The organism is Spirosoma luteolum, from assembly GCF_054778875.1.
The window spans coordinates 484,162-509,113 of sequence record NZ_BAAGZE010000023.1 but is presented as its reverse complement, the minus strand read 5'-3'; the positions used below and the strand labels follow the sequence as shown (position 1 = coordinate 509,113).

Here is a 24,952-nt window from a genome sequence, read left to right as displayed (position 1 = left end):
GCTACCGTACAGAGGCATCTAAACGCGATATGGGCAGGAAAGTATTAGTCTTAAATCAAGATTACAGCGCACTCAGCATCTGCTCCGTCCCTAAAGCATTTTTGCTGGTTTATTTAGACAAAGCCGAACTTGTTGCCGAATCGGACCAGTTTATGCTCCGGACTGTCTCGGCCGAGTTTCCCATGCCAACCGTCATTCGGCTGCACCGCTACGTCAGCCTACCCTACAAGGGCGTTATGCTTACCCGGCAGAACATCTTCAAACGCGACGGGCACCGTTGCCAGTACTGTGGTACGGCGGAAGAACTGACCCTCGACCACGTCATTCCTAAATCAAGGGGAGGTAAAACCAGTTGGGACAATCTGGCTACGGCCTGCAAACGCTGCAACTCGCGTAAAGGCGACTATACCCCCGAAGAGGCCAACATCAAATTGCGTCAAAAACCGTTCAAGCCCACTTTCTTAGTGTTTCTCCGGGACTTTTCCGGCACGATCGAGCAAAGCTGGCTGCCTTTTCTGGCGCGCAAGGAAAAAGCATTTCGGTAGGTAAGACAGCGTAACGCAGGCGGTTCTGTACCAGATTCTATTTCGGTCGAAATAGGGCTGGGGGCAGAACCGCTCTTTTTTTTGCCTTGATGCCTTGAAATCAACCCTTTTGGAACTAATTGTCAAAACCAAACGCTATCTTTGCAGTCCTTTTTCAGGAAAAAAATAATCAACCAAAAAGTCAGTCCGCCCTTGACCCACGGGCTGATGTACTGAGCGGGTCAGGAAACCTTTTTTTATGAGCAAAACGCAACAGCGCGAACTGCCCGATTTTGATTGGGACCGGGCAGACAACAAAGGATTTGGTAGTGGCTATTCGGACGCTGAGCGCGATCGGATGCTGGAACTGTACGACAATACCCTGTCGGAGGTTAAAGAAAAAGAAGTGGTGATGGGAACCGTGGTGGGCATCACAGACCGTGAGGTTCTGCTCAACATCGGCTTCAAATCGGATGGTCTTGTTCCTGCTTCGGAGTTCCGGGATATGCCCGACCTGAAAATGGGCGACGAAGTAGAAGTTTACGTAGAAAACCAGGAAGACCCCAATGGTCAGCTTGTGCTTTCGCGCAAAAAGGCGAAAGTGATCACGGCCTGGCAGAAAATCCAGCGTGCGCTGGACGAAGACCTCGTTATCGATGGCTTCGTGAAACGCCGGACCAAAGGTGGTCTTATTGTCGATATTTTCAGCATCGAAGCCTTCCTGCCCGGGTCGCAGATTGACGTTAAGCCAATTCGTGACTTCGACGTATTCGTTGGCAAGAAGATGGAGGTTAAGGTCGTTAAGATCAACTATGCAAACGACAACGTTGTCGTATCGCACAAAGTCCTGATCGAAAAAGACCTGGAAGCTCAACGCGCTCAAATCCTGAACAACCTCGAAAAAGGTCAGGTTCTGGAAGGTGTGATCAAGAACATGACCAACTTCGGCGTGTTTATCGATCTGGGCGGTGTCGATGGTCTGCTGCACATCACCGATATTTCGTGGGGCCGTATCAGCCACCCTTCGGAAGTGCTGCACCTCGACCAGAAAGTCAACGTGGTTGTTCTCGACTTCGACGAAGACAAAAAGCGGATTTCGCTGGGTATGAAACAGCTGCAGGCTCACCCATGGGAAGCGCTGTCGTCCGACATTCAGGTTGGTTCGAAAATCAAAGGTCGGATCGTTAATGTTGCCGATTACGGTGCATTCCTCGAAATCATGCCAGGCGTAGAAGGTCTGATCCACGTTTCAGAAATGTCGTGGTCGCAGCACCTGCGTAACCCACAGGAGTTCCTGAAAGTAGGCGACGAAGTAGAAGCACAGGTGCTGACGCTGGATCGTAACGATCGGAAAATGTCGCTCGGTATCAAACAACTCACCGAGGATCCCTGGACCCGTCCTGAGCTGCGTTCTAAATACGCGATTGGTACGAAACACAAAGGTCTCGTGCGCAACCTGACCAACTTCGGCCTCTTCCTCGAACTTGAAGAAGGTATCGACGGACTCGTGCACGTATCGGATCTATCGTGGACCAAGAAGGTGAAACACCCTTCGGACTTCATTAAAGTAGGCGAAGAACTCGAAGTGGTTGTGCTGGAGCTGGACGTTGAAAATCGTCGTCTGGCCCTGGGTCACAAACAACTCGAAGAAAACCCATGGGATACGTTTGAGTCGGTATTTGCCGTAGGTACCGTGCATCGTTGCACGATCCTGAGCAAAAACGACAAAATGGCTACCCTGGAACTGCCCTACGGCATCGAAGGCTTCTCGTCGCTGAAAAACCTGACCAAAGAAGACGGTACGTTCGCTGAAGTAGGCGAATCGCTGGACTTCCGGGTTACGGAGTTCTCGAAAGAAGAAAAACGGATTATGCTGTCGCATACCCGCACCTGGCAGGAGAAGAATGAGCCACAGCGTGAGCCGAAGCCAGCCAAACAGGCTTCGAGCAAACCAACTCAATCGTCGAACCAGCCGGAGCGTGGCGCAACGCTGGGTGATCTCGATGCGCTGGCCGCTTTGAAAGAGCAGCTGGAAGGTCGTAACTAAGCGATATATGTGTTGAAAAGCCCTGTTGCCAACGGCAGCAGGGCTTTTTTTTGCAAAGGCGGCACCCACAATCTAATAAAATACTATATTTGCACTCCCGAAACGGGTCTTAGGGCTGTTTTGGGAGTAAACATGGTTCCGTGGCCGAGTGGCTAGGCAGAGCTCTGCAAAAGCTCGTACAGCGGTTCGAATCCGCTCGGAACCTCCGTAAAGGGCAGGTAAAACTGTACACAAAACCATTCGGTAGCGACCGTCGTTGAGCGGTCCGGCCGAATGGTTTTTTTTTGCAGAACAAACGCATAAACAGACGGTTAGGCGGGTGTTGGCGGGGGTATAGAAAGGCGTTGGTTAGAACCTGTATAAATAAAAATGAGGTTTAAAAATAACTCAAGGCCAACTTTTGCCTATACAGTGATCGTATCGTACTTTTGTGAGCCAAGAAAAAGGCGTTAGTGCTTATGTTGATTCAACCAATTAATATGCGTCTCTCTATGAGTCGTTTATACAAGGTTTTTGGGGCTGCGGCTCTTTCTCTGACGTTGATCGCAGGGAACACTCAGGTATACGCTCAGGATTCGGCAGCCGCAGCTGCTGCTCCGGCCGCAGCCGCGGCACCAGCTGCCGGTGGTGCCGGAGACGCCGAGAAAGGCAAAACGCTCTTCACCAACAACTGTGCACAGTGTCACTCTACGGGTGATGACGTTGTTGTCGGGCCCGGCCTGAAAGGGGTTCAGCAACGCACGCCCGGCAAGGAGTGGCTCTACAAGTGGATCAAGAATTCATCGGCTGTTGTTGCCAGTGGCGATGCCTACGCCGTAGGTGTTTTCAACAAGTTTGGCAAAGTGCAGATGTCGAGCTTTCCGAGCCTGTCGAACGCTGACATCGACGGAATCCTGGCTTACATCGATCAGTCGAGTGCACCAGCCACGGCTGCCGCTGCTCCTGCGGGTGGTGGTACCACAGCCCCTGCTGCCGCTGCCGCCACCACGTCGGGTCCGTCCGAACTCTTCACGTTCGTTTTGGTCGCTTTGCTGGTCGTTATGGTACTGGTACTGGGTGTACTGCTGACGATTGTAACGATCCTGTCGAAAGCCGTTACGCCGACAACAACTGATGGAACGACGACAGCTCCGTTCGGTCAGCGCCTGAAAGAGGGCCTGTCGACCGCTTTCAATAATTCGACACTGCGCTCGATTGTGATCTGGCTCTTCCTGCTAGTTGTAGCTAAAGAAACAATCGATGGCGCCTATAGCATCGGCGTTCAGCAGGGCTACGCGCCAAAACAACCCATTGCTTATTCGCACAAGCTGCACGCTGGCCAGTACAAAATCGATTGTAATTACTGCCACACGGGTGTTAACAAAGGAAAGAGTGCTACCATTCCGGCGGCAAACATCTGTATGAACTGCCATGGGGTGATTAAGAAAGAGTCGCCCGAGATTCAGAAGATTTATACGGCCATCGAAAATAATCAGCCGATCGAATGGATTCGGGTACACAACCTGCCCGATCTGGCTTATTTCAACCACGCCCAGCACGTAAACGTTGGTAATGTTCAGTGCCAGACCTGCCACGGTGAAATTGAAAAGATGGAAGTTGTTGAGCAGCGATCGTCGCTGACGATGGGCTGGTGTATCGACTGTCACCGCAAAACGGAAGTCAACACGAAAGACAATGCCTACTACGATAAGCTGGTCGCTCTGCACAAAAAAGAAAGCAAAGAACCACTTAAAGTTGCCAACATCGGTGGGCTGGAATGCTCGAAGTGTCACTACTAAGATCAATGAATAATGAACAATGCATAATGTGCGCTTGCCGATAAGATAGCCGCTCATTGTTCATTACGTTACATACATTATTCATTTCAGCGACGGCTGGATTACAACTACGCATGGAAAATACATCTAAACGGTATTGGAAAGGGGTTGAAGAGTTGCGCAACGATGCGACATTCGTCAAAAACGCCAATAGCGAATTTGCCAATCCTGATCTAGGCGAATCGTCGGAAGATCTGGAAGGTTTGCTCGGCGGTTCGAATACACAGCGCCGTGATTTTCTGAAGGTTATGGGTTTTGGCATGGCAGCCGTTTCGCTGGCCGCCTGTGAAACACCTGTTCACAAAGCCATTCCTTATATCAACAAACCGGAAGGCACCTTCCCGTCTATTTCAGATTACTATGCGTCGACCTACACAGACGGTGGCGACTATGCCGCCATCCTGGTAGAAACCCGCGAAGGTCGCCCCATTAAGATTGAAGGTAACCCCTTGTCGAGCATTACGAAGGGAGGCACGACGGCCCGCGTACAGGCGTCGGTTTTGTCGTTGTATGATATCGATAAACTGAAAGGGCCCAAGCGCGGTGAAACCGACATTGACTGGGCAACGGCTGACAAAGAAATCGCAACTCAGCTGGCTTCGGTAGCTGCCCGGGGTGGTGCCATTCGTATTGTAACCGGTACGATCCTGAGCCCATCGACCAAGGCTGTTATCGCTGATTTTGTTGCCAAGTACCCAACGGCGCGTCATATCATGTACGATGCCAACTCGGCGTTTGGCATTGTTCAGGCTAACCAGGCTTCGTTTGGTCAGTCCGTAATCCCCGCTTACGATTTTAGCAAGGCGCAGACAATCGTAAGCATTGGTGCTGATTTCCTTGGTACCTGGGTTTCTCCGCTGGAAAACGCAAAATCATATATCCAGACCCGTAAAATCGGTGCTGTTGGCGATGGGAAGAAAACCATGTCGCGGCACTACCAGTTTGAAACCGGCCTGTCGATGACCGGTTCAAATGCTGATTACCGTTCGGCGATCAAGCCTTCGCAGGAAGGGCTGGTTGTGGCTGCTCTCTATAACAAAGTGGCTGCCAAACTGGGTGGTACTTCGGTCGCCACGGCGTCTATCGATGTTCCTTATCTCGACAAAGCTGCTGCCGACCTGGTTGCATCGCGCGGCCGGGCTGTTGTTGTTGCGGGTTCCAACGATCCGAACGTACAGATTGTCGTTAACGCACTGAACAGCCTGCTCGGAAGCTATGGTGTTACAATTGATCTGGGTACTCCTGTCAATTACAAACAGGGTAACGACGCCCAGATGAACGCCTTCATCGACGAGGCCAAAGCCGGTCGTGTTGGTGCTGTGATGTTCTTTGGCGCAAACCCCGTTTATGACCATCCCCGTGGTGCTGAACTGGCCGAAGCACTGCCAAAGGTAAGTCTGTCGGTTTCGTTTGCTGATCGGGCCGATGAAACAGCTGCTCTGGCTAAATACATTACACCTGCTCCTCACTTCTTGGAGAGCTGGGGTGATGCTGAGCCTCGTCAGGGTTTTTACAGCCTGACGCAGCCAGCCATTACGCTGATCTTTAAAACACGGCAGTTTCAATCGAGCCTGCTTAAATGGGCCGGCCAGTCTGCTGACTTCCAGGCTTACCTGAAAAACTTCTGGCGTACTAACTATTACGGTCAGGCTACGGGCTTCTCGTCGTTCGAAGCGTTCTGGCTCAAGTGTCTGCACGATGGTGTCTTTGAGCCCAATAAGGGCAAAGCTGCCAGCGGTGCTACGTTTGCGGGCAATGTTGCTCAGGCCGGTGCGGCTATCGCGCAGCGGTACAAGCCTACCACGGGCATGGAAGTAGCCCTTTACGAGAAAGTTGGGATGGGTGCTGGCTCAGTAGCCAACAACCCCTGGCTTCAGGAAATGCCCGATCCCGTTTCGAAAGCCTGCTGGGACAACTATGCAGCGATGTCGCTGAAAACGGCCAAAGACATGGGCGTTGCTCAGAACGACATGGTCAACGTAACGGTCAACGGCAAGTCGGTTGAATTGCCGGTGCTGGTTCAGCCGGGTCAGGCCGACAACACGGTATCGATTGCTATCGGATACGGTCGTGAGAAAGGCGGTAAAGCTGCCAACGGCGTTGGTAAAAACGTAATGCCTTTCGCCAGTTTTGGCAGCAACGCTATCCTCTACACCGCGTTCACCGCCAAAGTAGAGAAAGGAAGCGGTCGGCGTGAAATTGCGCAGACGCAGACCCACGACACGGTTATGGGGCGTCGGGCTGTGCTGCAGGAAGCCCGTCTTGCCGATTATGCAAAAAATCCAAAAGCCGGTCGCTACGAGCCTAAAGTGGTAACGTCGGAAGGTCCATCGGATCCAACAGACATCACGCTCTGGAACGGTTATGGCAAGCCAAACCATTCGTGGGGTATGGTCATTGATCTGAACTCCTGCATTGGTTGCGGTACCTGCGTAGTTGCCTGTAATGCTGAAAACAACATTCAGGTTGTAGGTCGCGAAGAGGTTATCAACCGGCGTGAAATGCACTGGATGCGGATCGACCGGTATTATAGCAGTGATGCAGAAGCTGAAGATTTCTCGGCTCTGGAAATTGCATCGGCTAATCCCGAAGTTACGTTCCAGCCGATGCTTTGCCAGCACTGCAGCAACGCGCCCTGCGAAACGGTATGTCCGGTACTGGCCACTACCCACAGCACGGAAGGGTTGAACCAAATGACTTATAACCGGTGCATCGGTACCCGTTACTGCGCCAACAACTGTCCTTACAAAGTACGCCGTTTCAACTGGTTCAAGTACTTCGACAACGATAACTTCGATTATCACTTCAACAACGATCTGGGTAAGATGGTCATCAACCCCGACGTTACGGTTCGCTCGCGTGGGGTGATTGAAAAATGCTCGTTCTGTGTACAGCGTATTCAGGAGGGCAAACTGACTGCTAAAAAAGAACGTCGCCGGCTTATGCCGGATGAGGTACAGACCGCCTGTGCGCAGTCTTGCCCAACGGATGCCATCACGTTTGGTGATATGAACAACCCTGAAAGTACGATTTCGAAAGTACTCGAAGTAGAAAACGAAGGTCGTGCCTTCCACGTACTCGAAGAGATCAACGTACGGCCCCAGATTTCATACCTCACCAAGATTCGGAATAAAGATGAGGCTCCCAAACAGGAGTCGCGCCAGCCTTCGGAAGCTTAAACGAACGATAGTGAAGGGTGGGAGCAGCCGTTGGCTTCTCCCGCTCAACGAGCATTTATCCCTTTTACTCATTAGCAAAAAAGTACCAATATGTCGCATGTTACATCAGCCGTAAGAACCCCTCTCGTTACCGGCGGAAAAACCTACGCCGACGTGACGGAGGACATCAGCAGACAGGTTGAAGGCAAGCCCACCCGCGAGTGGACCATTGCATTCACCATCTCTGTGCTTGTGCTCCTCTACGGAACCGCCTGCGTGTTCTGGACGTGGTGGGAAGGTCTTGGCGTTTGGGGGCTGAATAAAACCATTGGCTGGGCCTGGGATATTACCAACTTCGTATGGTGGGTAGGTATCGGTCACGCTGGTACGCTTATTTCGGCTATTCTACTGCTGTTCCGTCAGAAATGGCGGACGGCCGTTAACCGGGCAGCTGAAGCGATGACCATTTTCGCCGTTATCTGTGCTGCCAGTTTCATTCTGATGCACATGGGGCGCCCCTGGCTGGCCTATTGGGCGCTTCCGCTGCCTAACACATTTGGCTCGCTGTGGGTGAACTTTAAATCGCCCCTTGTATGGGACGTATTTGCTATCAGCACCTACTTCACGGTATCGCTTGTGTTCTGGTACATGGGTCTGCTGCCTGACCTGGCTACGATTCGTGACCGCGCCCGTAGCAAAGTATCACGGTATATCTATGGTGCATTCTCGCTGGGCTGGAATGGTTCGGCAAAAACGTGGGCCCGGTACGAGTACATGAGCCTTATACTGGCTGGTCTGTCGACACCACTCGTACTATCAGTACACACGATCGTAAGTATGGACTTTGCCACATCGGTTATTCCGGGCTGGCACACCACGATTTTCCCGCCTTACTTCGTTGCTGGTGCTATCTTCTCGGGATTTGCCATGGTACAGAACTTGGTGCTGATTATCCGGGTCGTTTTTAAACTTGAAGACTACATCACACTGGAGCACATCGAATCGATGAACAAGGTCATCACGCTGACCGGTTCGATCGTGGGTGTCGCCTACCTTACGGAGTTCTTCATTGCCTGGTACTCTGGTGTTGAATTTGAGGCTTACGCCTTTATCAATCGTGCTACAGGACCTTACTGGTGGGCCTACTGGGCTATGATGACCTGTAACGTGATCTCGCCACAGCTGTTCTGGTCGCGGTACATCCGCCGGAGCATTGTCTGGACGTTTACGCTGTCGGTTGTCGTGAACATTGGTATGTGGTTCGAGCGGTTTGTAATTATCGTAACATCGCTACACCGCGATTACCTGCCATCGAGCTGGGCTATGTTCCACCCTACGCTATTCGATATCAGCGATTACATTTTCTCGTTCGGCCTGTTCTTTACGCTGTTCCTGCTGTTCTCCAAATTCCTGCCGGTTGTCAATATGGCGGAGGTGAAAACAGTTATCAAGTCGTCGTCTGAGCACCTGCCAGCGTCGGTTTCCGGAGTCGCCAAAGGCGAGCGTGTTGCCAACCCGACCTTCAACAAAAACGTAGATTAACTCCCTGTTTGACGCCAATGCTGCCTGCCAAACAGCGGGCAGCATTGGCCTGAACTACAAACCAATAAGTCCTGATTATGTCAGACGCACACGGTAACAGCAAGTTTCTGGTAGGCATTTACGATGATGACGATGTCGTGCTGGAAGCTGTCAAAGAAGTTAGAAGTGCAGGTGTACGTATCCATGAAGTGTACTCTCCATTTCCGATCCACGGCCTCGATGTAGCCCTCGGCCATCCACGGACGAAACTGGGTATCGCTGCCTTTATGTTTGGCCTATCCGGAACGCTGACTGCTCTGGCGCTGACTTTCTACACCGAAAGTTTCGACTGGCCAATGATCGTTGGCGGTAAAGATTCTTACTCGCCCATCGTTTACGTACCTATCATCTTTGAGCTGACCGTTCTGTTCTGTGCATTGGGCATGGTTGGGACGTTTCTGGTCTCGAATGGTCTTGGTCCCACGGTTAAACCACTGATGTATGACCTTCGGACGACGGACAACAAATTTGCCATGACGATCGACATGAGCAAAAACACGATCGGTGAAGGCGATATCGAGCAGATTCTGAAACGCTCGGGTGCCGCAGAAGTAAACGTTAAGCAGTTCTAATTCTGGACATGATTAAACTTACAAACCATACAACCGTAGCAGCGCTGGCTTTCATGAGCCTGCTGTTCGGTGGATCTGCCTGCAAACGGAGTCACGACAGTACCGGGCTTGAGTTTGCACCCCAGATGTACGATGCCGTAGGGTATGAGCCTTATCGTCAAGTCCGGAAAAACGAAATCAATCCGCAGGGACTGAATATGCGTATGCCGGCGGCCGGAACCGTTGCCCGCCCCAATTACCGAACAAAGTTTGGTGAGGGAGCCAGCGAGACCACCGATATGATGATGTATAATATTCCGAAAGACAGTATCAGTATCGCCGAACGTGTACTTACCAATCCGATTCCAGAAACGGAGAAAAGCCTGGCTGAAGGAAAAGTACTTTACGGTCGTTACTGTCAGCACTGCCACGGTGAAGGCGGTAAAGGCGATGGCCCGGTAGCGGCTCAGTATAAAGGGGTGCCAAACTACTCCTCAGACGCACTGAAAACCCTCAACGATGGTCACATCTTTCACGTAATCACGAACGGAAAAGGTCGGATGTGGCCCCACGGTTCGCAGGTTACTCCCGACGAGCGGTGGAAAATTGTTCAGTACGTACACAAACTACAACAGGGTTCTTAATTTTTAGTGAATAAGGTTGGGCTGATCGGTGATCAGTAAGAACCTTGTTCAGCGTAAAACGGCAAACTTTCTCAGAATGGCATCGGCTCACGCAATACCGTCTTTGGACGAAAAATTTGAATTTACTGCGGATTCCAAGCGTCGGCTCATGATTGGCCTTGCCGCCGGAGTAGCACTGGTAGCCGTCGGCTGCTTTCTGCTGGCATCTGGTGCCGGGAATCACGAAGTTCACGAAGCTGGACATGCAGCCGGCGCCGGCGCAGCTCACGAAGGCGCGCACCATGCATACAAATGGACAAACCGGCTTTGGGCAAACATATGGCTCAATGCTATCTACTTCACCGGCGCTTCGGTTATCGGGATGTTCTTCATCTCATATAACTATCTGGCGCAGGCAGGCTGGTCTGTAGCCTTCAAACGGGTTCCCGAAGCCATGCCGGCCTACCTGCCTTTTATGGGCGTAGCGGTGCTGGCCGTGTTCCTGCTTGCTGGTCATGATCTGTTCCACTGGACAAACCCAGATCTTTACGATACCACTAAAGAAGCATACGACCCAATTATCGCTGGTAAAAAAGGTTTTCTCAATACGCCTTTTTACCTGATTCGGGTAACACTGTACTTTGTGCTTTGGTATGTACTGTGGCGTGGTATTCGGGCCAATTCGCTGCAGGAGGATCTAAGCCATGGTACCGAGCATTACTACAAGAGCCTTCGGCTGGGTGTTATCTTCCTGGTTGTTTTCGCTGTCACATCATCGACTTCGGCCTGGGACTTCGTCATGTCGATCGATACGCACTGGTTCAGCACCATGTTTGGCTGGTACACGCTGGCAAGCTGGCACGTTACAGGCCTGGCTGTCATTACACTGACCGTTCTCACCCTGAAAGAGCGTGGACTGCTGACAATGGTCAACGCCAGTCACCTGCACGATCTGGGTAAGTTTATGTTTGCGTTCAGTATTTTCTGGACGTACGTATGGTTTGCCCAGTTTATGCTGATCTATTACGCTAACCTCCCCGAAGAAACCATTCACTATCGGGAGATCTTCAGTGGTCACGGCGGCATCTACAAAGCCCCTTTCTTTATCAACCTTCTCTTGAATTTTGTCTTCCCATTCCTTGTTCTTATGACGACGGCTGCGAAGCGGACAACGGTGATTTTGAAGGTAGCTGCCTGGTCAATTATTATCGGCCACTATTTCGATTTTTACGTAAACATTATGCCTGGAACAGTTGGTTCACACGGTGGCTTCGGACCAATTGAGTTTGGAATGATCCTGATTTTTGCGTGTGGCTTTATCTGGAGCGTTTATACCCAGCTGGAAAAAGCAAACCTTGTTCCTAAAAATCACCCGATGCTTGAGGAATCGTTGCATCACGATATCAACTAATAATTTAATAAGCACATGGTTTACATAGTCGCTTTGTTATCGGTAATCTTTCTGGGTCTGGCGGCACTCGTTGTATCCCGGATGGCAGCTGTCGTAAAGAACGCGGCAGGTCCTGTTGACGAGGATTATATCGGTACCAGCAACAAGATCAACGGAGCCCTTTTTCTGATCTTCTTCGTACTGGGCGTAATTGGTGTTATCTGGTCGTACATGCATGCCCGCCAGTTCTTCCTGCCCGAAGCTTCTTCGCCACACGGCCGGCGGACGGACTTCCTGTTTTGGTTGTCGATGGGTATCATTATGTTCGCCTTCTTCGTGACGAACGCGCTGCTGTTCATTTTTGCCTGGAAATATCAGTACAAAAAAGGTCGCCGGGCGTCTTACTATCCTGAAAACCACAAGCTAGAGTTGATCTGGACGGTGATTCCGGCGATTGTGATGGCTGTACTGGTTTTCACCGGCTGGAGAGCGTGGCGCGACATTATGGCAGAAGCGCCAAAAGATGCGCAGGTTTTCGAGATCATCGGCAAGCAGTTTAACTGGATTGTTCGTTACCCGGGTGTTGACAATAACAAACTGGGTGCTTTCAACTACAAGTTGATCGACAATGCAAACGATACGGGCATCGACTACACGGATGAAGCCTCGTTTGATGACTTCACCAGCACATCTGAACTACACATTCCTGTAAATAAGCCTGTGTTGCTGAAAATTCGGGCTCGTGACGTTTTGCACAGCGTGTTCATTCCGCATCTGCGCGTTAAGATGGACGCTGTACCAGGCATGCCTACGCGGTTCTGGTTTGTGGCTGACAAGACCACCGACGAAATGCGAAATGCAACTGGCAATCCCAACTTCGGTTACGAAATTGCCTGTACCGAGGTCTGTGGCCGTGGTCACTTCTCCATGCGTATTCGCTTGATTGTTGAAGACGAAGCGTCGTGGCAGGCGTGGTGCAAATCGCAGAAGCCGTTGCTCAACACCAATCCTGAACTGGCGAGTCGCATTCCGGCTAACCTGAAAGCAAAAGCGGCAAAATATCTGCCTGCAGAAGCGGCTGCACCTGCCGACAGCGCCACTGCATCGGTTCAGCAAGGCGGTGTTTCGAAAGCTATTACTGCAATACGTTAACAAAACCACAACAAACAAAATACTATGGCGACTGTAACAGCTAACTCGACTGTTGTGGCTCATGTTGAAGAACATGAACATCACGAGCCGCAAAGCTTCTGGCGGAAGTATATTTTTTCGGAAGACCATAAGACTATCGCCAAGCAGTACCTGATTTCGGGTATCATCTGGTCGGTCATCGGAATCAGCCTGTCGGTCATGTTCCGGCTTCAGCTTGGTTTTCCTGATATGAAAGTTGAGTTCCTGCGCCCGATCCTGGGTAGCTGGATCAACGATGCCGGTAAAATCGATCAGGATTTTTATCTGGCGCTCGTAACCATGCATGGTACCATCATGGTATTCTTCGTGTTGACGGCTGGCTTGAGCGGTACTTTCTCGAACTTCCTGATTCCATTGCAGATTGGTGCACGGGATATGGCTTCGGGTTTTCTGAATATGCTCTCTTACTGGTTTTTCTTCCTGGCCAGTATGGTAATGCTGTTCTCGCTGTTCATTGAAACGGGACCTGCTGCTGGTGGCTGGGTTATCTACCCACCGCTTAGTGCCCTGCCTCAGGCGCACAAAGGCTCGGAACTGGGTATGACGCTCTGGTTGAGCAGTATGGCTCTATTTATCGTGTCGCAGCTGTTGGGTGGTATTAACTATATCACCACGGTAATCAACCTCCGTACACGGGGTATGTCGTTCAGTAAACTGCCACTAACCATCTGGGCCTTCTTCCTCACAGCTGTCCTGGGTCTTATCTCGTTTCCTGTACTGCTTTCGGCTGCTCTACTGCTGATCTTCGACCGTAGCTTTGGCACGAGTTTCTACCTGTCTGAAATCTATGTCAACGGTGAAGCACTGCCAAACGTAGGGGGTAGCCCAATTCTATTCCAACACTTGTTCTGGTTCCTGGGTCACCCCGAGGTGTATATCGTACTGCTTCCAGCTCTCGGTATGACGTCGGAAATCATCGCCACCAATTCGCGCAAGCCTATTTTCGGCTATCGTGCCATGATTGCGTCGATGATGGGCATCGCTTTCCTCGCGTTCATTGTGTGGGCTCACCACATGTTCGTTACGGGTATGAACCCATTCCTGGGCTCGATCTTCATGTTCCTGACGCTGATCATTGCCGTTCCTTCGGCTGTTAAAGCGTTCAACTACATTACTACACTGTGGCGCGGCAACATCCGGTTTACGCCAGCCATGCTGTTCTCGATCGGATTGGTATCGTTCTTTATCTCGGGTGGTCTGACGGGCCTGATTCTGGGCAACTCGGCACTCGACATTCAACTGCACGACACCTATTTTGTAGTGGCTCACTTCCACCTGGTAATGGGTGCTGCATCGGCTTTTGGCCTGCTGGCGGGTGTATACCACTGGTTCCCAAAGATGTTCGGTCGTATGATGAACGAGAAGCTGGGCTATATCCACTTCTGGCTTACATTTATCGGCATCTATCTGGTATTCTTCCCGATGCACTACGTGGGTATCGCTGGTTTCCCCCGCCGGTACTATGCGTTCACGAGCTACGACTTTACGAAGAACATTTTTGCCGATATGAACGCCTTTATCAGTCTGGCGGCCATATTCACCTTCACGGCACAATGGGTATTCGTTTACAACTTCGTGTACAGTATCTTCAAGGGTAAGCGTGCCACGCAAAACCCGTGGAAATCGAACACACTGGAATGGACAACGCCAGTCATTCCGGGCCACGGCAACTGGGTGGGAGAGATTCCTGCCGTGTATCGCTGGCCTTATGACTACAGCAAACCGGGGGCTAAGGATGACTTTATCCCTCAAAACGTGCCTTACTCGCAAACACCAGAGTCCAACCTTCCGCATGAGAACGAGTTGATCGCACTGGAACCTGAAATCGAGGCACAAAACCTGAATGACCAGTTCAAGCAACATCACTGATCTTGCCGAACGACGTTTCCGGCGTCTGGTCCTTCTGACAGTACTTATCATATACCTGCTCATTCTGGCAGGTGGTATTGTCAGAGGGACCGGCTCGGGAATGGGGTGCCCAGACTGGCCGAAATGTTTTGGCCGTTGGATTCCACCCACAAGTGTTACACAGCTTCCCCCGAACTATCAGGCCATTTACGGAGCCAAGCTGAAAGGGGAGGTTGAATTCAATGCCACAAAGACGTGGATTGAGTATGTAAACAGGTTGCTTGGCGTACTGTCAGGCTTCTTCGTATTGGCCACTTTGCTGGCTTCCCTCCCTCTCTACAGGCGTAACCCATCACTTGTATGGGGTAGCTTCGCTGCACTACTACTTATTGGCGCCAATGGCTGGCTCGGTTCTAAAGTCGTTTCGACAGAACTGGCTCAGTACATGATTACAGCTCATTTGCTATTAGCAGTATTGGTGTTGTTCTCGTTGCTGTTCGTATTTATCCGATCACGGGGTAATTTATGGAGCAAAGAGGCCCTAAAGCTGACCAATAAGACAAGCATTAAATCAGTTGCGATTGTGGCCTTGGTTTTGACTATGATTCAATTGGTACTTGGTACTGAGGTTCGGGATAGTCTGGATAAGGTTGTCAAGCTGCTGGGTTACGAGCAGCGGGATAACTGGATCAGTGGTTTGGACTGGCGCTTCTACGTACATCGATCGTTCTCACTGGTTGTACTGGGAGTGCATCTCTTCCTGATAGGCAAACTGAAACCAACACAGCCTTCAACATTAATCAGCGGGCTGAGTAAAGCGCTGATTGCCGTCGTTGTTGCTGAAATTGCCACTGGGGCTATCATGGGTTACTTTGCTGTTCCGGCAGCGGCACAACCAATACATTTGCTACTGGCAGTACTGTTGGTGGGTATTCAATTCATTATTATAGCGTTGGTCGCCCCTACGCTGTTAGTCGGTAAGCAGCACGACATCGTCAAAGCTGACTTACAACCCAACTAAGATGGAACGAGTCGCTGGCACACAAGTGCTATCAATCAAGACCAAAGCATACGTAGAACTCATTAAACTCAAGCTGACGTTGGCCGTCGTCTTCTCAGGCGTATTTGGCTATTGTCTGGCGTCGAATGAAATTGAGTGGTGGAAAGTACTGGTCTTAAGTGTTGCGTCGATCGCTATTACGGGGGCGGCTAACATTATTAACCAGATCATTGAGCGCGATTCTGACAAGTACATGAAGCGAACAGCCGTCAGACCGTTGCCCACGGGGCGACTATCGGTCAGCGAAGCGGCCTGGTTCGCACTGGTGCTTTTTGGAATATCAGTTTTTCTGTTCGTAACTGTTTTCAATATTCGGGCTGCCTGTCTGGCAGTACTATCACTGTTACTCTACGGTTTTGTTTATACACCACTGAAACGGAAAGGTCAGATTGCCGTATTTGTGGGTGCCCTACCCGGCGCTTTTCCACCCATGATCGGCTGGGTAGCAGCTACGAATCAGTTTGGCTGGGCCCCTGGTATCCTGTTCGCTATTCAGTTCTTCTGGCAATTCCCGCACTTTTGGGCTATAGGCTGGCTGGCCTTCGATGAATACAAAAAAGCGGGTATACAGATGATGCCGGGTAAGGGGAAAACAGCCGATACCGCATTCAGAATAATGATCTATACGCTGTTTCTGATCCCGATTGGCTGGTTGCCCTACCTATTGAATATGACGGGGATTCACTCGGCTATCGTAGCCATGGTGGGTGGAATCTTGTTTCTGGCGCAAACGTTTCATTTGATGAGAACCTGCACCGATAAAGCGGCCCTCCAGATGATGTTTGGTTCGCTGATCTACCTGCCGGTCGTACAAATCGTTTACCTGCTGGATAAAGTTTAAGGACATGAGCGATTACGCCAACGATATTGCCCTGGTCGAAGAACCAGAAGAAACCTTATCGATGAACCCCAGGAAATTTATTCTTTGGTTGTTCATCGTCAGCATCATTATGATTTTTGCCGCTATGACCAGTGCTTATCTGGTACGTAGGGCTGAAGGTAACTGGCTGGAATACGAAATTCCGCCTGTGTTCAGTTATAGCTCGATCGTGCTTTTTGTAAGTAGTCTTACCATGCACTGGGCTTACCTGGCCGGAAAAAAAGACAACTTCGGCGCCCTGAAAATAGCGATAAGCATTACTTTTGCACTTGGACTGGTTTTCCTGTATATGCAGTTTCAGGGCTGGAAGGCACTTGTAAACGAAAATGTCTTTTTCGTTGGCAACCCGGCTGGCTCGTTCATGTACGTGTTTACGGGTCTGCACGCATTTCACCTGATCTCAGGCTTGATTGTGCTGGTTGTTGCGCTTATTGCCGCTTTCCGCCTGAAAATGCACGCCAAAAACCTGAATCAACTTGAGATAGCGGCCACTTACTGGCATTTTTTAGACATTCTCTGGCTTTACCTGTTTTTCTTTTTAGTCTACTTTCATTGATAATCCTCTAGACGCATGGCGGCTACCGCGACCCACGAAACCCTGACGACCGGCTCGGACGCAACGTTCGATAAAAAATCCTGGATGGGTGGGGTTGAACCCATGAACGCGAGCTACGGCAAGCTGATGATGTGGTTCTTCCTGATTTCTGATACGTTTACGTTCTCAGCATTGCTGGTAACGTACGGTCTGATTCGCTACAGCTACCCTGCCTGGGACCCCGCTGTATATGGGGAAGTGTTCCAGTTTTCGAACCTGTACTGGCCAACGCCGGAAAAAGTTTATAATTCTGTTCCTTTCCTGCACGGCGTCGATCTCCCGCTTATTTTCGTGGGTATCATGACGTTTATCCTGATCTTCAGCAGCGTGACCATGGTATTGGCCGTAGAAGCTGGTCACCGGATGGATCGTCGCGATGTTGAGAAGTACATGCTCTGGACAATTTTGGGTGGCTTTGCCTTTCTGGGCAGCCAGGCCTGGGAGTGGTCGCACTTTATCCACGGTACAGAAACCGGTACGGTAATTAGCGAACTGGTTAACGGACAAACCATCCAACGCACTATTTTCGGTGCTAATCTGGTCGAAAATCAATACGGTCCACCGGCCTTTGCCGATCTGTTCTTCTTTATCACGGGTTTCCACGGGACTCACGTATTCAGTGGTGTTGTGCTGAACATTCTAATCTTCTACCGGACAGCAACTGGTCTTTACGACCGTCGCGGCCATTATGAAATGGTTGAAAAAGTAGGTCTGTACTGGCACTTTGTCGATCTGGTGTGGGTATTCGTATTTACCTTCTTCTATCTGGTTTAATCCTTAACGAATTTCAGCAATGGCTGTACATACACACGACAATACCGACGCACATACGCACGAGATTCCGGCGGCAAACACGGGTGCTATCTGGCGTACTTTCTGGATTCTGGCGGCCATCACCGCCATTGAATTTACGCTTGCTTACGTGATGAAGGCAGGTGGTTTGCGTACATCGTTCTTCATTATCATGACGCTGGTCAAAGCGTTCTACATCGTTGGTGAATTCATGCACCTGCGCCACGAGGTGAAAAGCCTGATTTGGGCTATCGTTGTCCCGATTATCTTTATCATCTGGCTGCTGGTAGCCCTGCTTACCGAAGGCGGCTCAATCTTCATGCTGCGCTAGACGTAGTAACTGCATCGATATAAGGCAAAACAAATGGAAGGAAAATCACCTTCCATTTGTTTTGCCTTATATCGTCAACAGAAACAGTACAAAGGCATGTCTAAATCTGGAAAAGCCGGGATCTTGCTCGCTACGCTGCTGGTCCCGGCTTTGCTGTATCTATTCCTGCGTTTTGCAACGCAGAACCATTATGCACTCCCCCGTTATCTGCCCCTGATCGATTCAGCGCGGGGGGAGCCGCGCATGGGGCTCGTCAGACAGCCCGATGGTAGTGAGCGCACCGATACACTCTTTCACCGCATACCGCCTTTCCGGTTACTGGATCAGGACAGTGCCCTGATCGATCAGTCGGTGGTGAAAAATAAGATATACGTGGCCAGCTTTTTCTTCACGCGCTGTGGCACGGTATGCCCCAAAATTTCATCGCAGCTAACGCGGGTGCAGGACATTTTTGCTGAAAATCCGGGCATCGTTTTCCTGTCTCACACCGTAGATCCGGAGCATGACCGGCCAGCCCAGCTACGAGCCTATGCGAAGCGGTATGATGCTATACCGGGAAAGTGGTATTTCCTGACCGGTAGCAAGGCAGATATTTACAATCTGGCCATGACCGGCTACTATCTGCCGGCAGTTGATGCAGGCGTAAAGGCCGGAAAACCAGACGAAACTTTTATCCATAGCGAAAAGTTGGTACTGGTAGACCGGGATGGCATTGTACGTGGGTTCTACGACGGAACCGACAAAGAGGATGTCGATCGGCTGGTGCTGGAAATCAGAGTCTTGCTGGATATCTACAGCAAACAATAAGCCTACCGTATGGAAACGATACAACCTGTTCAGGAACAGAAGGCCAATCGCATCATCAACCTATTATCGCTGGCTATACCTATCACCGTGGCTGTTTTGCTGGGCATACGGCAGAAAGTTGACCTGGGTAGCTGGACATCCTATCTGCCACACCTGAATGCCGTAATTAATGGGGTTACATCGGTCCTGCTGCTGGTTGGATTCTACTTCATTCGGCAGAAGAACGTAGCGGCCCATCGCCGAACGATGCTGATGGCTTTTACGCTAGGCGCTATATTTCTGGTAAGCTATGTGCTCTACCACCTTACCAATGAGTCGACCCCCTTTGGTGGCCAGGGTGTTATTCGGCCGGTTTATTACTTCTTGTTGATAACCCACATCGGTCTGTCAATTGTGGTGGTCTGGTTTGTCTTGAGGGCCGTTTATTTTGCAGTGAGCGGTCAGATTGCACGGCACCGGCAGGTAGTGAAATGGGCCTTTCCGATCTGGCTCTATGTGAGTACAACGGGTGTCATTGTGTATTGGCTTATTAAGCCGTATTATCTTCATTAAACAAAACAGAAATGAAAAGCTGGAAGATTGTGTGGTTGCTCGTATTCCTCGTGCTGGCTACGAACACCGATTTGCTGGCTCAGTGTGCCATGTGCCGTGGAACCGTTGAAAGTACAGTCAGCAATGGTCGCAGCACAGTAGCCTCGCAGCTCAATATTGGCATTTTGTACCTGCTGATGGCGCCGTATCTTATTGTGGCTTCGATTGCTTATTTATGGTACCGCAACAGTAAACAGGAACATGGAAAACGTCTCGAAATTGCAAGCCGTGTTAAACGGGCTATGTCCTCATTGTAGAAAGGGTAAAATATTCCGACAGCCGTTCTATTCGCCCCGTGGTTTCGACGATATGTATGAGCACTGTCCGCACTGTGGACTACGGTACGAAGTGGAACCCGGCTATTTTGTGGGGGCTATGTACGTGAGTTATGCTGTCTCGGGCGGGGTGGCACTGGTGCTGGGGTTTCTGTTGTTTTATCTGGGTAATGATCCTGAGGGCTGGGTATATGCCGCAGTTGTGGCACCGGTGATGGTACTGATTGCCCCCGTCAATTTTCGAATATCAAGGGTAATCTGGCTTCACTACGTGGCCGGTATCAAATACGTCGAAGGGCTTTAGCTGACCGACGGCAGGAAAGGACTCGTCAGCGAGTCCTTTTTTTTTGAAAAAAAAGTGAAGAGTCATGCAACCCGGCCGAGGGGGTTATGCATCTTGCTGCTGAAACGAGTTAGTGATGCTGCGACTTATACCCTTTTTTACGACCGAGAACCAGCTTATCGCTGCGCTGAAGCGTGGAGAGAGTAAGGCGCATAAGGTTGCATATGATCGGTACGCGGGCAAGATGCTGGCCGTTTGCCAGCGTTATACGGGAAACCGCGACGATGCCGAAGAAGTCATGCTGGATGGCTTTATGCGCGTCTTCGAAAAAATCGACCAGTTCAGGGAAGACGGCAGTTTTGAGGGCTGGATCCGTCGGGTTATGGTAACGGAATCGCTCATGTTCCTGCGCAGGAATAAGCAATTGCGCCAGGAAGTTTCGATCGACGATGTGCAGGTCGAACCTGACTACACCTGGGCTGATACCGCTATCCATGAACAGGAGTTGATGCGTCTGGTTAACCAATTGCCGGATGGCTATCGTACCGTATTCAACCTGTACGCAATTGAGGGCTATAGCCACGCCGAAATCGCCGAAATGCTCGGGATTTCGGAAGGCACATCGAAATCACAGTTGAGCCGCGCACGCGCTTTATTACAGGCCAGTGTGCTGAAAATGCAGCAAGCACAACAAAACTATGAACAACCAAAAGGATACAGAGCGAAAGCCAATTGACGATCTGTTTGCACGTCGACTGGGGCAGGCAGCCGTAGAGCCGTCTGCCGATGGGTTCGCGCGCCTGCAGGCTCGTTTACAGGCTCGTGAAGAAAAGAAAGGGCTTGTGTTCTGGCAGAACCCGGCCATGCGCTGGGCCGCAGCTGCCTGTGTAGGAGCCGCCTGCCTGGTTGGCTGGCTGACCTATCAGCAGCTTGGGCCGTCGGGTGCAACTAAGTCAGACGTTGCTATAAGCCGGCCAGCGGCATCCGACGTCGCCGTTGCAAAAGCGACGAGACCGGAGACCGCGACAACGGCGGAAACAACCACATCGGTCGCCCCGGCCGAACAAGTACAGGTGGTGGGCGCTGGATCGCATCAGCGGGAAGGACTGGCCGCCAACCAACCGTCGGAAAGGGCGGCCACTCAGCGCCAACAAGATCTGCCTGCCGGTGCGCATCAGACCGAATCAATCGTGGTGGACAAAACAGCAACTGGGTCGACCACCCGGCCGAAGAGGCTGGTTGAAACACCATCGGCAGGGAATCGTCAGGAAAGAACAGAATCGGGCGGTCAACCTATGATCGCACAGGTGGAGTCGAAAGCAACGCCCGCTATCAATACGCCCAGCGTAAGCCAGGAGCGAGTGCTGGTCGTGACGATCGATGAGCCGGAAGCATTGGTAGCCGCCCGTCAGACCGCGGTAGCCGTTGTCAACAATATGCCCGTGCTGGCAGCCCAGTCTAAAGAGGCTAAAAGCTCTTTCTGGAAGCAGCTCAAGCGCCTGAAGCAGGACGATGATGTGGCTCGGTTTGAGGATAAAAATGAAGAAAGTGGCCTGCTGAGCCGAGCCTACAAAGGCATACGGGATGGCTTGGCCAAGGAAAAAACAAGTCGTCAATGAACAACGCCCCGCGTACCCTGCTGCTCGTGCTGAGCCTGCTCATGGGCTGGTCGGCCCGTGCCATGCCTACCGACTCCCTGGTGATCCGGTTTGCCAACCGTACCCGTTTGGTCATCTATGCGCCCGACAAAGCCAGTATTCAGGCCCTGCGTAACTACGACCTGAACAAAATTGTGGGTGAGATGGCGCAGAAACTTGACTCGATCCCGGCGGGGAAAACCACCTTGTCGCGCGATGGTGAGCAGTTTGTGAAAGATACGCTGGTCGTAATCACACGCCAGAAAAACGGAGTTATGATTGTTATCAACGGGAAGGATACGACCCGAACCGATTCGGCCCGTAACAAACGGGATTATAAGATCGCCAAAGCAACTAAAAAGAGTACCCGCTGGATTCGGGGGATCGACTTTCAGCTTGGTTTGAACACACTTTTGACCCAAACCGAATCGGCTACCTACCCAACCAGTCAGTATGAGCTTAAGCCGCTGGGCTCGCGCTATTTTGCCGTGGCGCTCAAACAGCAGGTAATCCTTGCCGACGGCAAGCGGGCCAAATTCAGCCTGTATTATGCGCTGGAAGGGGCCTGGAACAATTACATGTTCGATAACAACAACGTGGCCACCCGGGGCGCCAACGGCCTTGAGCTGACACCGTATAGTGAACCCCTGAAGAAGACCAAGCTAACGACGTTTGCGCTTCAGGTGCCGGTTGTACCGCGCCTGACGTTTTACAATGCCGCAGGCCGTAAAACAATGCATATCGGTCTGGGCGGCTTTGTGGGGTACCGGCTCGATAGCTACACGAAGATCAAACGCGAAAACAACGATAAGAGCCGCGATCATAACAGTTTCTACCTCAACAACCTGCGCTATGGGCTAGTTGGGCACATTGGTTTTCAGAAAACAAGTCTGTTCGTTAAATACGATTTAAACCCGTTATTTCAGCCCGGAAAAGGCCCCGACGTTCGGGCGCTTAGTTTTGGTCTGAGTATATGACGGAACAAAAATCGGTTGCCATTATTGGGCTGGGCTGGCTGGGTATGCCGCTGGCGAAGGCGTTGCAAGAGGAAGGCTACGCTGTGATCGGCTCGACAACGTCGGCCGACAAGCGGGCGATGCTGCAGCAACAGGGCCTGCAAACCGTTGAATTGACCCTGAATCCGGCGCCGGTGGGTCGGCTCGAAGCGCTGCTCGGCAGCGACGTACTGGTCATCAATGTGCCACCCCGGGCTGGCCGGCAGGGAACAGACTTCCACCCGCAACAGGTAGCCGGTCTAATTGAGGCTATACGGACATCGGCTGTAGCGCATATCATCTACGTTAGCTCAACGTCGGTTTATCCGGAGCAGCAAATACCTGGCCGGGCCCTGGTAGAGGCCGACGTGACGAGCCCGGCCGAAGCGGCCGCACCCGCGCTTGTGCGCGCCGAGCAGACTGTGTTAGCGCTGTCGCCCGAGCGCACCGTTACCATTCTGCGTTGCGGGGGACTGATGGGCTACGACCGGATTCCGGGTAAGTACGTTGCCGGACGAACCGTCGACAGCGGTTCGGTACCTGTCAACTACATTCACCGCGACGATGTGGTTGGCATTCTGCAGCAACTGATTCGGACGCGCATCGCCGGGACTTACAATGCCGTAGCCCCTGAACATCCCCCGCGTGAAGCCATCTACCGGCGTAGCTGCGCCGATTTTGGTTATACGTTGCCCACCTTTATCGAACCCGATGGGCCGGTTGCCTATAAAGTGATAAGCTCCGACAAACTGATAACGACAACGGGCTACACCTTTACCTGGCCCAACCCGTTGCTGTTCTCCTATGATCCTGCGGCTGGCTAATCAGGACCGCAGCAGTTGCCGCATGCGGGTTTGCAGAAAGCCGCCCGTCTGGCGGGGGCGGGGTGTAGCGGCCCGGTTCAGGGCACCCAGAAACAGGAAATAACCCCGCGCATACCAGTCGCGAAAACGCGCCGATACGGCCGCGTCGTGGTTGGGCAGGTAATCGAGCAGCCGATCCAGGTCGAAAGAGGCCGAGGCTACACCAACGCCGGCCCGTTGCCCATCAATGGCATTACAGGCCTGCTCATAGTGGTTGGGCTGCGGAATCATCAGCGTGGGCTTTCCCAGGTAGGCAGCCTCGCAGACCGACTCGAAACCGGCTGTAGTGACAACCGCCCGACTGCGGGCCATGAAATCCAGAAAACGCTTCCCGTCGATCGCGTGATACGTCAGCGTTGCGTCGACCGGCTGGTCGGGAACCTGAACCCCGGCATGAAAACCGTCGATCCGAACATCGGGGTGTTGGGCATGGGCCTTCTCGATCTCGACCCGCAGGCCCGGCTGGGTAACGTAGGCGAGCAGAAAGTCGCCGGCAACGGGACGCTGTTGCGTAATTTCCTGCCGCAGCAACGGCGGAACGATACGAACCCGATTCTTCGGATAGTCGGCCTGCTTATCGAACGACAGGGCCAGCAGTTCCTCCGCTCCGAAACAGGTTAGCTGCGTGTTGAGCCGGAACGCAAACCGATACAGCCACTGTCCTTTGGGGCACTGAAAATCGGGGTGGAAAACCATGTACTGGTGCGCGATACAGACCATCGGCACCGAAGGCCGCAACAGGGCATAGGTCATGCCGCCAAGCATCTCGTAGAAATTGACAACCACATCGGGCCGGTGTGCTTCGATGGTGCGCCTGACGGTTTGCAGGCTGCGCCAGAACGGCCGGGCCAGCCGGATGGCCTGCAGCGTTGTTTTGCCGGGCTCCAGTTCGTTGGTACCCGCGTTGTAGACCAGTCCGGGGCTGAAAACCGGCAGAATGGGCGCGCTGAAAGCCTCCCGAAAGAAAGCAGGAACAGCGCGCTGGTCCGTAATGCCGACAATGGCCCCCGTTACGTCGTGGCCGGCCGATTTAAGGATCTGAGCCAGCGACAAAGCCTGCGTCAGGTGGCCACGGCCCTCACCCTGTACAATGAATAAAACGCGCATGATCGT

24 protein-coding genes and 1 tRNA gene are annotated in these 24,952 nt (G+C 51.8%); 24 read left to right on the top strand and 1 reads right to left on the bottom strand.

The window, feature by feature from the left end; genetic code table 11:
* Positions 1-29: 29 nt before the first annotated feature.
* From ACYVAC_RS22445 to ACYVAC_RS22330, 24 genes are all read left to right on the top strand, one after another.
* Complete coding sequence (locus tag ACYVAC_RS22445; protein ID WP_461100187.1) at positions 30-545, top strand: HNH endonuclease; 516 nt, start codon at positions 30-32, stop codon at positions 543-545.
* Between the two features lie 238 nt (positions 546-783).
* Positions 784-2,571, top strand: coding sequence for a 30S ribosomal protein S1 (rpsA, locus tag ACYVAC_RS22440; RefSeq protein ID WP_461100061.1), 1,788 nt, complete (start codon positions 784-786; stop codon positions 2,569-2,571).
* A gap of 134 nt (positions 2,572-2,705) precedes the next feature.
* Positions 2,706-2,776 (top strand) — tRNA-Cys (locus tag ACYVAC_RS22435).
* A gap of 253 nt (positions 2,777-3,029) precedes the next feature.
* Entirely contained in the window at positions 3,030-4,349 is a 1,320-nt protein-coding gene (locus ACYVAC_RS22430) for a c-type cytochrome (protein ID WP_461100060.1), read from the top strand.
* 113 nt (positions 4,350-4,462) lie between these two features.
* Complete coding sequence (locus ACYVAC_RS22425; RefSeq protein ID WP_461100059.1) at positions 4,463-7,567, top strand: TAT-variant-translocated molybdopterin oxidoreductase; 3,105 nt, start codon at positions 4,463-4,465, stop codon at positions 7,565-7,567.
* Between the two features lie 90 nt (positions 7,568-7,657).
* Positions 7,658-9,088, top strand: a complete 1,431-nt coding sequence (gene nrfD / locus ACYVAC_RS22420; RefSeq protein WP_461100058.1) for an NrfD/PsrC family molybdoenzyme membrane anchor subunit — start codon at positions 7,658-7,660, stop codon at positions 9,086-9,088.
* Between the two features lie 77 nt (positions 9,089-9,165).
* Positions 9,166-9,699: a DUF3341 domain-containing protein gene (locus ACYVAC_RS22415; RefSeq protein WP_461100057.1), complete on the top strand. Its 534-nt coding sequence runs from the start codon at positions 9,166-9,168 to the stop codon at positions 9,697-9,699.
* A gap of 8 nt (positions 9,700-9,707) precedes the next feature.
* A complete protein-coding gene (locus ACYVAC_RS22410; protein ID WP_461100056.1) occupies positions 9,708-10,322 on the top strand; it encodes a c-type cytochrome in 615 nt (204 codons plus the stop codon).
* A gap of 76 nt (positions 10,323-10,398) precedes the next feature.
* The gene (locus ACYVAC_RS22405; RefSeq protein WP_461100055.1) at positions 10,399-11,712 is read left to right on the top strand and encodes a quinol:cytochrome C oxidoreductase; all 1,314 of its coding nucleotides are present in this window, start codon (positions 10,399-10,401) and stop codon (positions 11,710-11,712) included.
* Positions 11,713-11,727: 15 nt separating this feature from the next.
* Complete coding sequence (locus tag ACYVAC_RS22400; protein WP_461100054.1) at positions 11,728-12,843, top strand: cytochrome c oxidase subunit II; 1,116 nt, start codon at positions 11,728-11,730, stop codon at positions 12,841-12,843.
* A gap of 24 nt (positions 12,844-12,867) precedes the next feature.
* Positions 12,868-14,751, top strand: a complete 1,884-nt coding sequence (locus ACYVAC_RS22395) for a cytochrome c oxidase subunit I (protein ID WP_461100053.1) — start codon at positions 12,868-12,870, stop codon at positions 14,749-14,751.
* Positions 14,726-15,751, top strand: coding sequence for a COX15/CtaA family protein (locus ACYVAC_RS22390; RefSeq protein WP_461100052.1), 1,026 nt, complete (start codon positions 14,726-14,728; stop codon positions 15,749-15,751). The genes ACYVAC_RS22395 and ACYVAC_RS22390 overlap by 26 nt, the downstream gene beginning before the upstream one ends.
* A gap of 1 nt (position 15,752) precedes the next feature.
* A complete protein-coding gene (gene cyoE / locus ACYVAC_RS22385; RefSeq protein WP_461100051.1) occupies positions 15,753-16,631 on the top strand; it encodes a heme o synthase in 879 nt (292 codons plus the stop codon).
* Positions 16,632-16,635: 4 nt separating this feature from the next.
* A complete protein-coding gene (locus ACYVAC_RS22380; RefSeq protein WP_461100050.1) occupies positions 16,636-17,226 on the top strand; it encodes a cytochrome c oxidase subunit 3 in 591 nt (196 codons plus the stop codon).
* Between the two features lie 15 nt (positions 17,227-17,241).
* Positions 17,242-18,039 carry a cytochrome c oxidase subunit 3 gene (locus ACYVAC_RS22375; RefSeq protein WP_461100049.1) on the top strand — a complete coding sequence of 266 codons (798 nt, stop codon included), beginning with the start codon at positions 17,242-17,244 and terminating at the stop codon, positions 18,037-18,039.
* 19 nt (positions 18,040-18,058) lie between these two features.
* On the top strand, positions 18,059-18,388 hold the full coding sequence (locus ACYVAC_RS22370) for a cytochrome C oxidase subunit IV family protein (protein ID WP_461100048.1): 330 nt from the start codon (positions 18,059-18,061) through the stop codon (positions 18,386-18,388).
* Between the two features lie 96 nt (positions 18,389-18,484).
* Complete coding sequence (locus ACYVAC_RS22365) at positions 18,485-19,195, top strand: SCO family protein (protein ID WP_461100186.1); 711 nt, start codon at positions 18,485-18,487, stop codon at positions 19,193-19,195.
* A 9-nt stretch (positions 19,196-19,204) separates the two neighbouring features.
* Complete coding sequence (locus ACYVAC_RS22360; protein ID WP_461100047.1) at positions 19,205-19,747, top strand: DUF420 domain-containing protein; 543 nt, start codon at positions 19,205-19,207, stop codon at positions 19,745-19,747.
* Positions 19,748-19,758: 11 nt separating this feature from the next.
* Positions 19,759-20,043, top strand: a complete 285-nt coding sequence (locus ACYVAC_RS22355) for a hypothetical protein (RefSeq protein ID WP_461100046.1) — start codon at positions 19,759-19,761, stop codon at positions 20,041-20,043.
* A 52-nt stretch (positions 20,044-20,095) separates the two neighbouring features.
* Positions 20,096-20,365, top strand: coding sequence for a DUF983 domain-containing protein (locus tag ACYVAC_RS22350; RefSeq protein WP_461100045.1), 270 nt, complete (start codon positions 20,096-20,098; stop codon positions 20,363-20,365).
* A gap of 115 nt (positions 20,366-20,480) precedes the next feature.
* Positions 20,481-21,080: an RNA polymerase sigma factor gene (locus ACYVAC_RS22345; protein WP_461100044.1), complete on the top strand. Its 600-nt coding sequence runs from the start codon at positions 20,481-20,483 to the stop codon at positions 21,078-21,080.
* The gene (locus ACYVAC_RS22340; protein WP_461100043.1) at positions 21,043-21,963 is read left to right on the top strand and encodes a hypothetical protein; all 921 of its coding nucleotides are present in this window, start codon (positions 21,043-21,045) and stop codon (positions 21,961-21,963) included. The genes ACYVAC_RS22345 and ACYVAC_RS22340 overlap by 38 nt, the downstream gene beginning before the upstream one ends.
* Complete coding sequence (locus ACYVAC_RS22335) at positions 21,960-22,958, top strand: outer membrane beta-barrel protein (RefSeq protein ID WP_461100042.1); 999 nt, start codon at positions 21,960-21,962, stop codon at positions 22,956-22,958. The genes ACYVAC_RS22340 and ACYVAC_RS22335 overlap by 4 nt, the downstream gene beginning before the upstream one ends.
* Positions 22,955-23,800 carry an NAD(P)H-binding protein gene (locus ACYVAC_RS22330; RefSeq protein WP_461100041.1) on the top strand — a complete coding sequence of 282 codons (846 nt, stop codon included), beginning with the start codon at positions 22,955-22,957 and terminating at the stop codon, positions 23,798-23,800. Before ACYVAC_RS22335 ends, ACYVAC_RS22330 begins: the two co-directional genes overlap by 4 nt.
* Here the strand turns inward: ACYVAC_RS22330 and ACYVAC_RS22325 are convergent, their stop codons facing one another.
* The gene (locus ACYVAC_RS22325) at positions 23,801-24,946 is read right to left on the bottom strand and encodes a glycosyltransferase family protein (protein WP_461100040.1); all 1,146 of its coding nucleotides are present in this window, start codon (positions 24,944-24,946) and stop codon (positions 23,801-23,803) included.
* Positions 24,947-24,952 lie beyond the last annotated feature (6 nt).

What these genes read in the sequence shown, in the direction of transcription:
- ACYVAC_RS22445 (WP_461100187.1), top strand. Translation starts at nt 30, where the DNA reads ATGGGCAGGAAAGTATTAGTCTTAAATCAAGATTACAGCGCACTCAGC.
- rpsA (WP_461100061.1), top strand. Translation starts at nt 784, where the DNA reads ATGAGCAAAACGCAACAGCGCGAACTGCCCGATTTTGATTGGGACCGG.
- ACYVAC_RS22430 (WP_461100060.1), top strand. Translation starts at nt 3,030, where the DNA reads ATGTTGATTCAACCAATTAATATGCGTCTCTCTATGAGTCGTTTATAC.
- ACYVAC_RS22425 (WP_461100059.1), top strand. Translation starts at nt 4,463, where the DNA reads ATGGAAAATACATCTAAACGGTATTGGAAAGGGGTTGAAGAGTTGCGC.
- nrfD (WP_461100058.1), top strand. Translation starts at nt 7,658, where the DNA reads ATGTCGCATGTTACATCAGCCGTAAGAACCCCTCTCGTTACCGGCGGA.
- ACYVAC_RS22415 (WP_461100057.1), top strand. Translation starts at nt 9,166, where the DNA reads ATGTCAGACGCACACGGTAACAGCAAGTTTCTGGTAGGCATTTACGAT.
- ACYVAC_RS22410 (WP_461100056.1), top strand. Translation starts at nt 9,708, where the DNA reads ATGATTAAACTTACAAACCATACAACCGTAGCAGCGCTGGCTTTCATG.
- ACYVAC_RS22405 (WP_461100055.1), top strand. Translation starts at nt 10,399, where the DNA reads ATGGCATCGGCTCACGCAATACCGTCTTTGGACGAAAAATTTGAATTT.
- ACYVAC_RS22400 (WP_461100054.1), top strand. Translation starts at nt 11,728, where the DNA reads ATGGTTTACATAGTCGCTTTGTTATCGGTAATCTTTCTGGGTCTGGCG.
- ACYVAC_RS22395 (WP_461100053.1), top strand. Translation starts at nt 12,868, where the DNA reads ATGGCGACTGTAACAGCTAACTCGACTGTTGTGGCTCATGTTGAAGAA.
- ACYVAC_RS22390 (WP_461100052.1), top strand. Translation starts at nt 14,726, where the DNA reads ATGACCAGTTCAAGCAACATCACTGATCTTGCCGAACGACGTTTCCGG.
- cyoE (WP_461100051.1), top strand. Translation starts at nt 15,753, where the DNA reads ATGGAACGAGTCGCTGGCACACAAGTGCTATCAATCAAGACCAAAGCA.
- ACYVAC_RS22380 (WP_461100050.1), top strand. Translation starts at nt 16,636, where the DNA reads ATGAGCGATTACGCCAACGATATTGCCCTGGTCGAAGAACCAGAAGAA.
- ACYVAC_RS22375 (WP_461100049.1), top strand. Translation starts at nt 17,242, where the DNA reads ATGGCGGCTACCGCGACCCACGAAACCCTGACGACCGGCTCGGACGCA.
- ACYVAC_RS22370 (WP_461100048.1), top strand. Translation starts at nt 18,059, where the DNA reads ATGGCTGTACATACACACGACAATACCGACGCACATACGCACGAGATT.
- ACYVAC_RS22365 (WP_461100186.1), top strand. Translation starts at nt 18,485, where the DNA reads ATGTCTAAATCTGGAAAAGCCGGGATCTTGCTCGCTACGCTGCTGGTC.
- ACYVAC_RS22360 (WP_461100047.1), top strand. Translation starts at nt 19,205, where the DNA reads ATGGAAACGATACAACCTGTTCAGGAACAGAAGGCCAATCGCATCATC.
- ACYVAC_RS22355 (WP_461100046.1), top strand. Translation starts at nt 19,759, where the DNA reads ATGAAAAGCTGGAAGATTGTGTGGTTGCTCGTATTCCTCGTGCTGGCT.
- ACYVAC_RS22350 (WP_461100045.1), top strand. Translation starts at nt 20,096, where the DNA reads ATGTATGAGCACTGTCCGCACTGTGGACTACGGTACGAAGTGGAACCC.
- ACYVAC_RS22345 (WP_461100044.1), top strand. Translation starts at nt 20,481, where the DNA reads ATGCTGCGACTTATACCCTTTTTTACGACCGAGAACCAGCTTATCGCT.
- ACYVAC_RS22340 (WP_461100043.1), top strand. Translation starts at nt 21,043, where the DNA reads ATGAACAACCAAAAGGATACAGAGCGAAAGCCAATTGACGATCTGTTT.
- ACYVAC_RS22335 (WP_461100042.1), top strand. Translation starts at nt 21,960, where the DNA reads ATGAACAACGCCCCGCGTACCCTGCTGCTCGTGCTGAGCCTGCTCATG.
- ACYVAC_RS22330 (WP_461100041.1), top strand. Translation starts at nt 22,955, where the DNA reads ATGACGGAACAAAAATCGGTTGCCATTATTGGGCTGGGCTGGCTGGGT.
- ACYVAC_RS22325 (WP_461100040.1), bottom strand. Translation starts at nt 24,946, where the DNA reads ATGCGCGTTTTATTCATTGTACAGGGTGAGGGCCGTGGCCACCTGACG.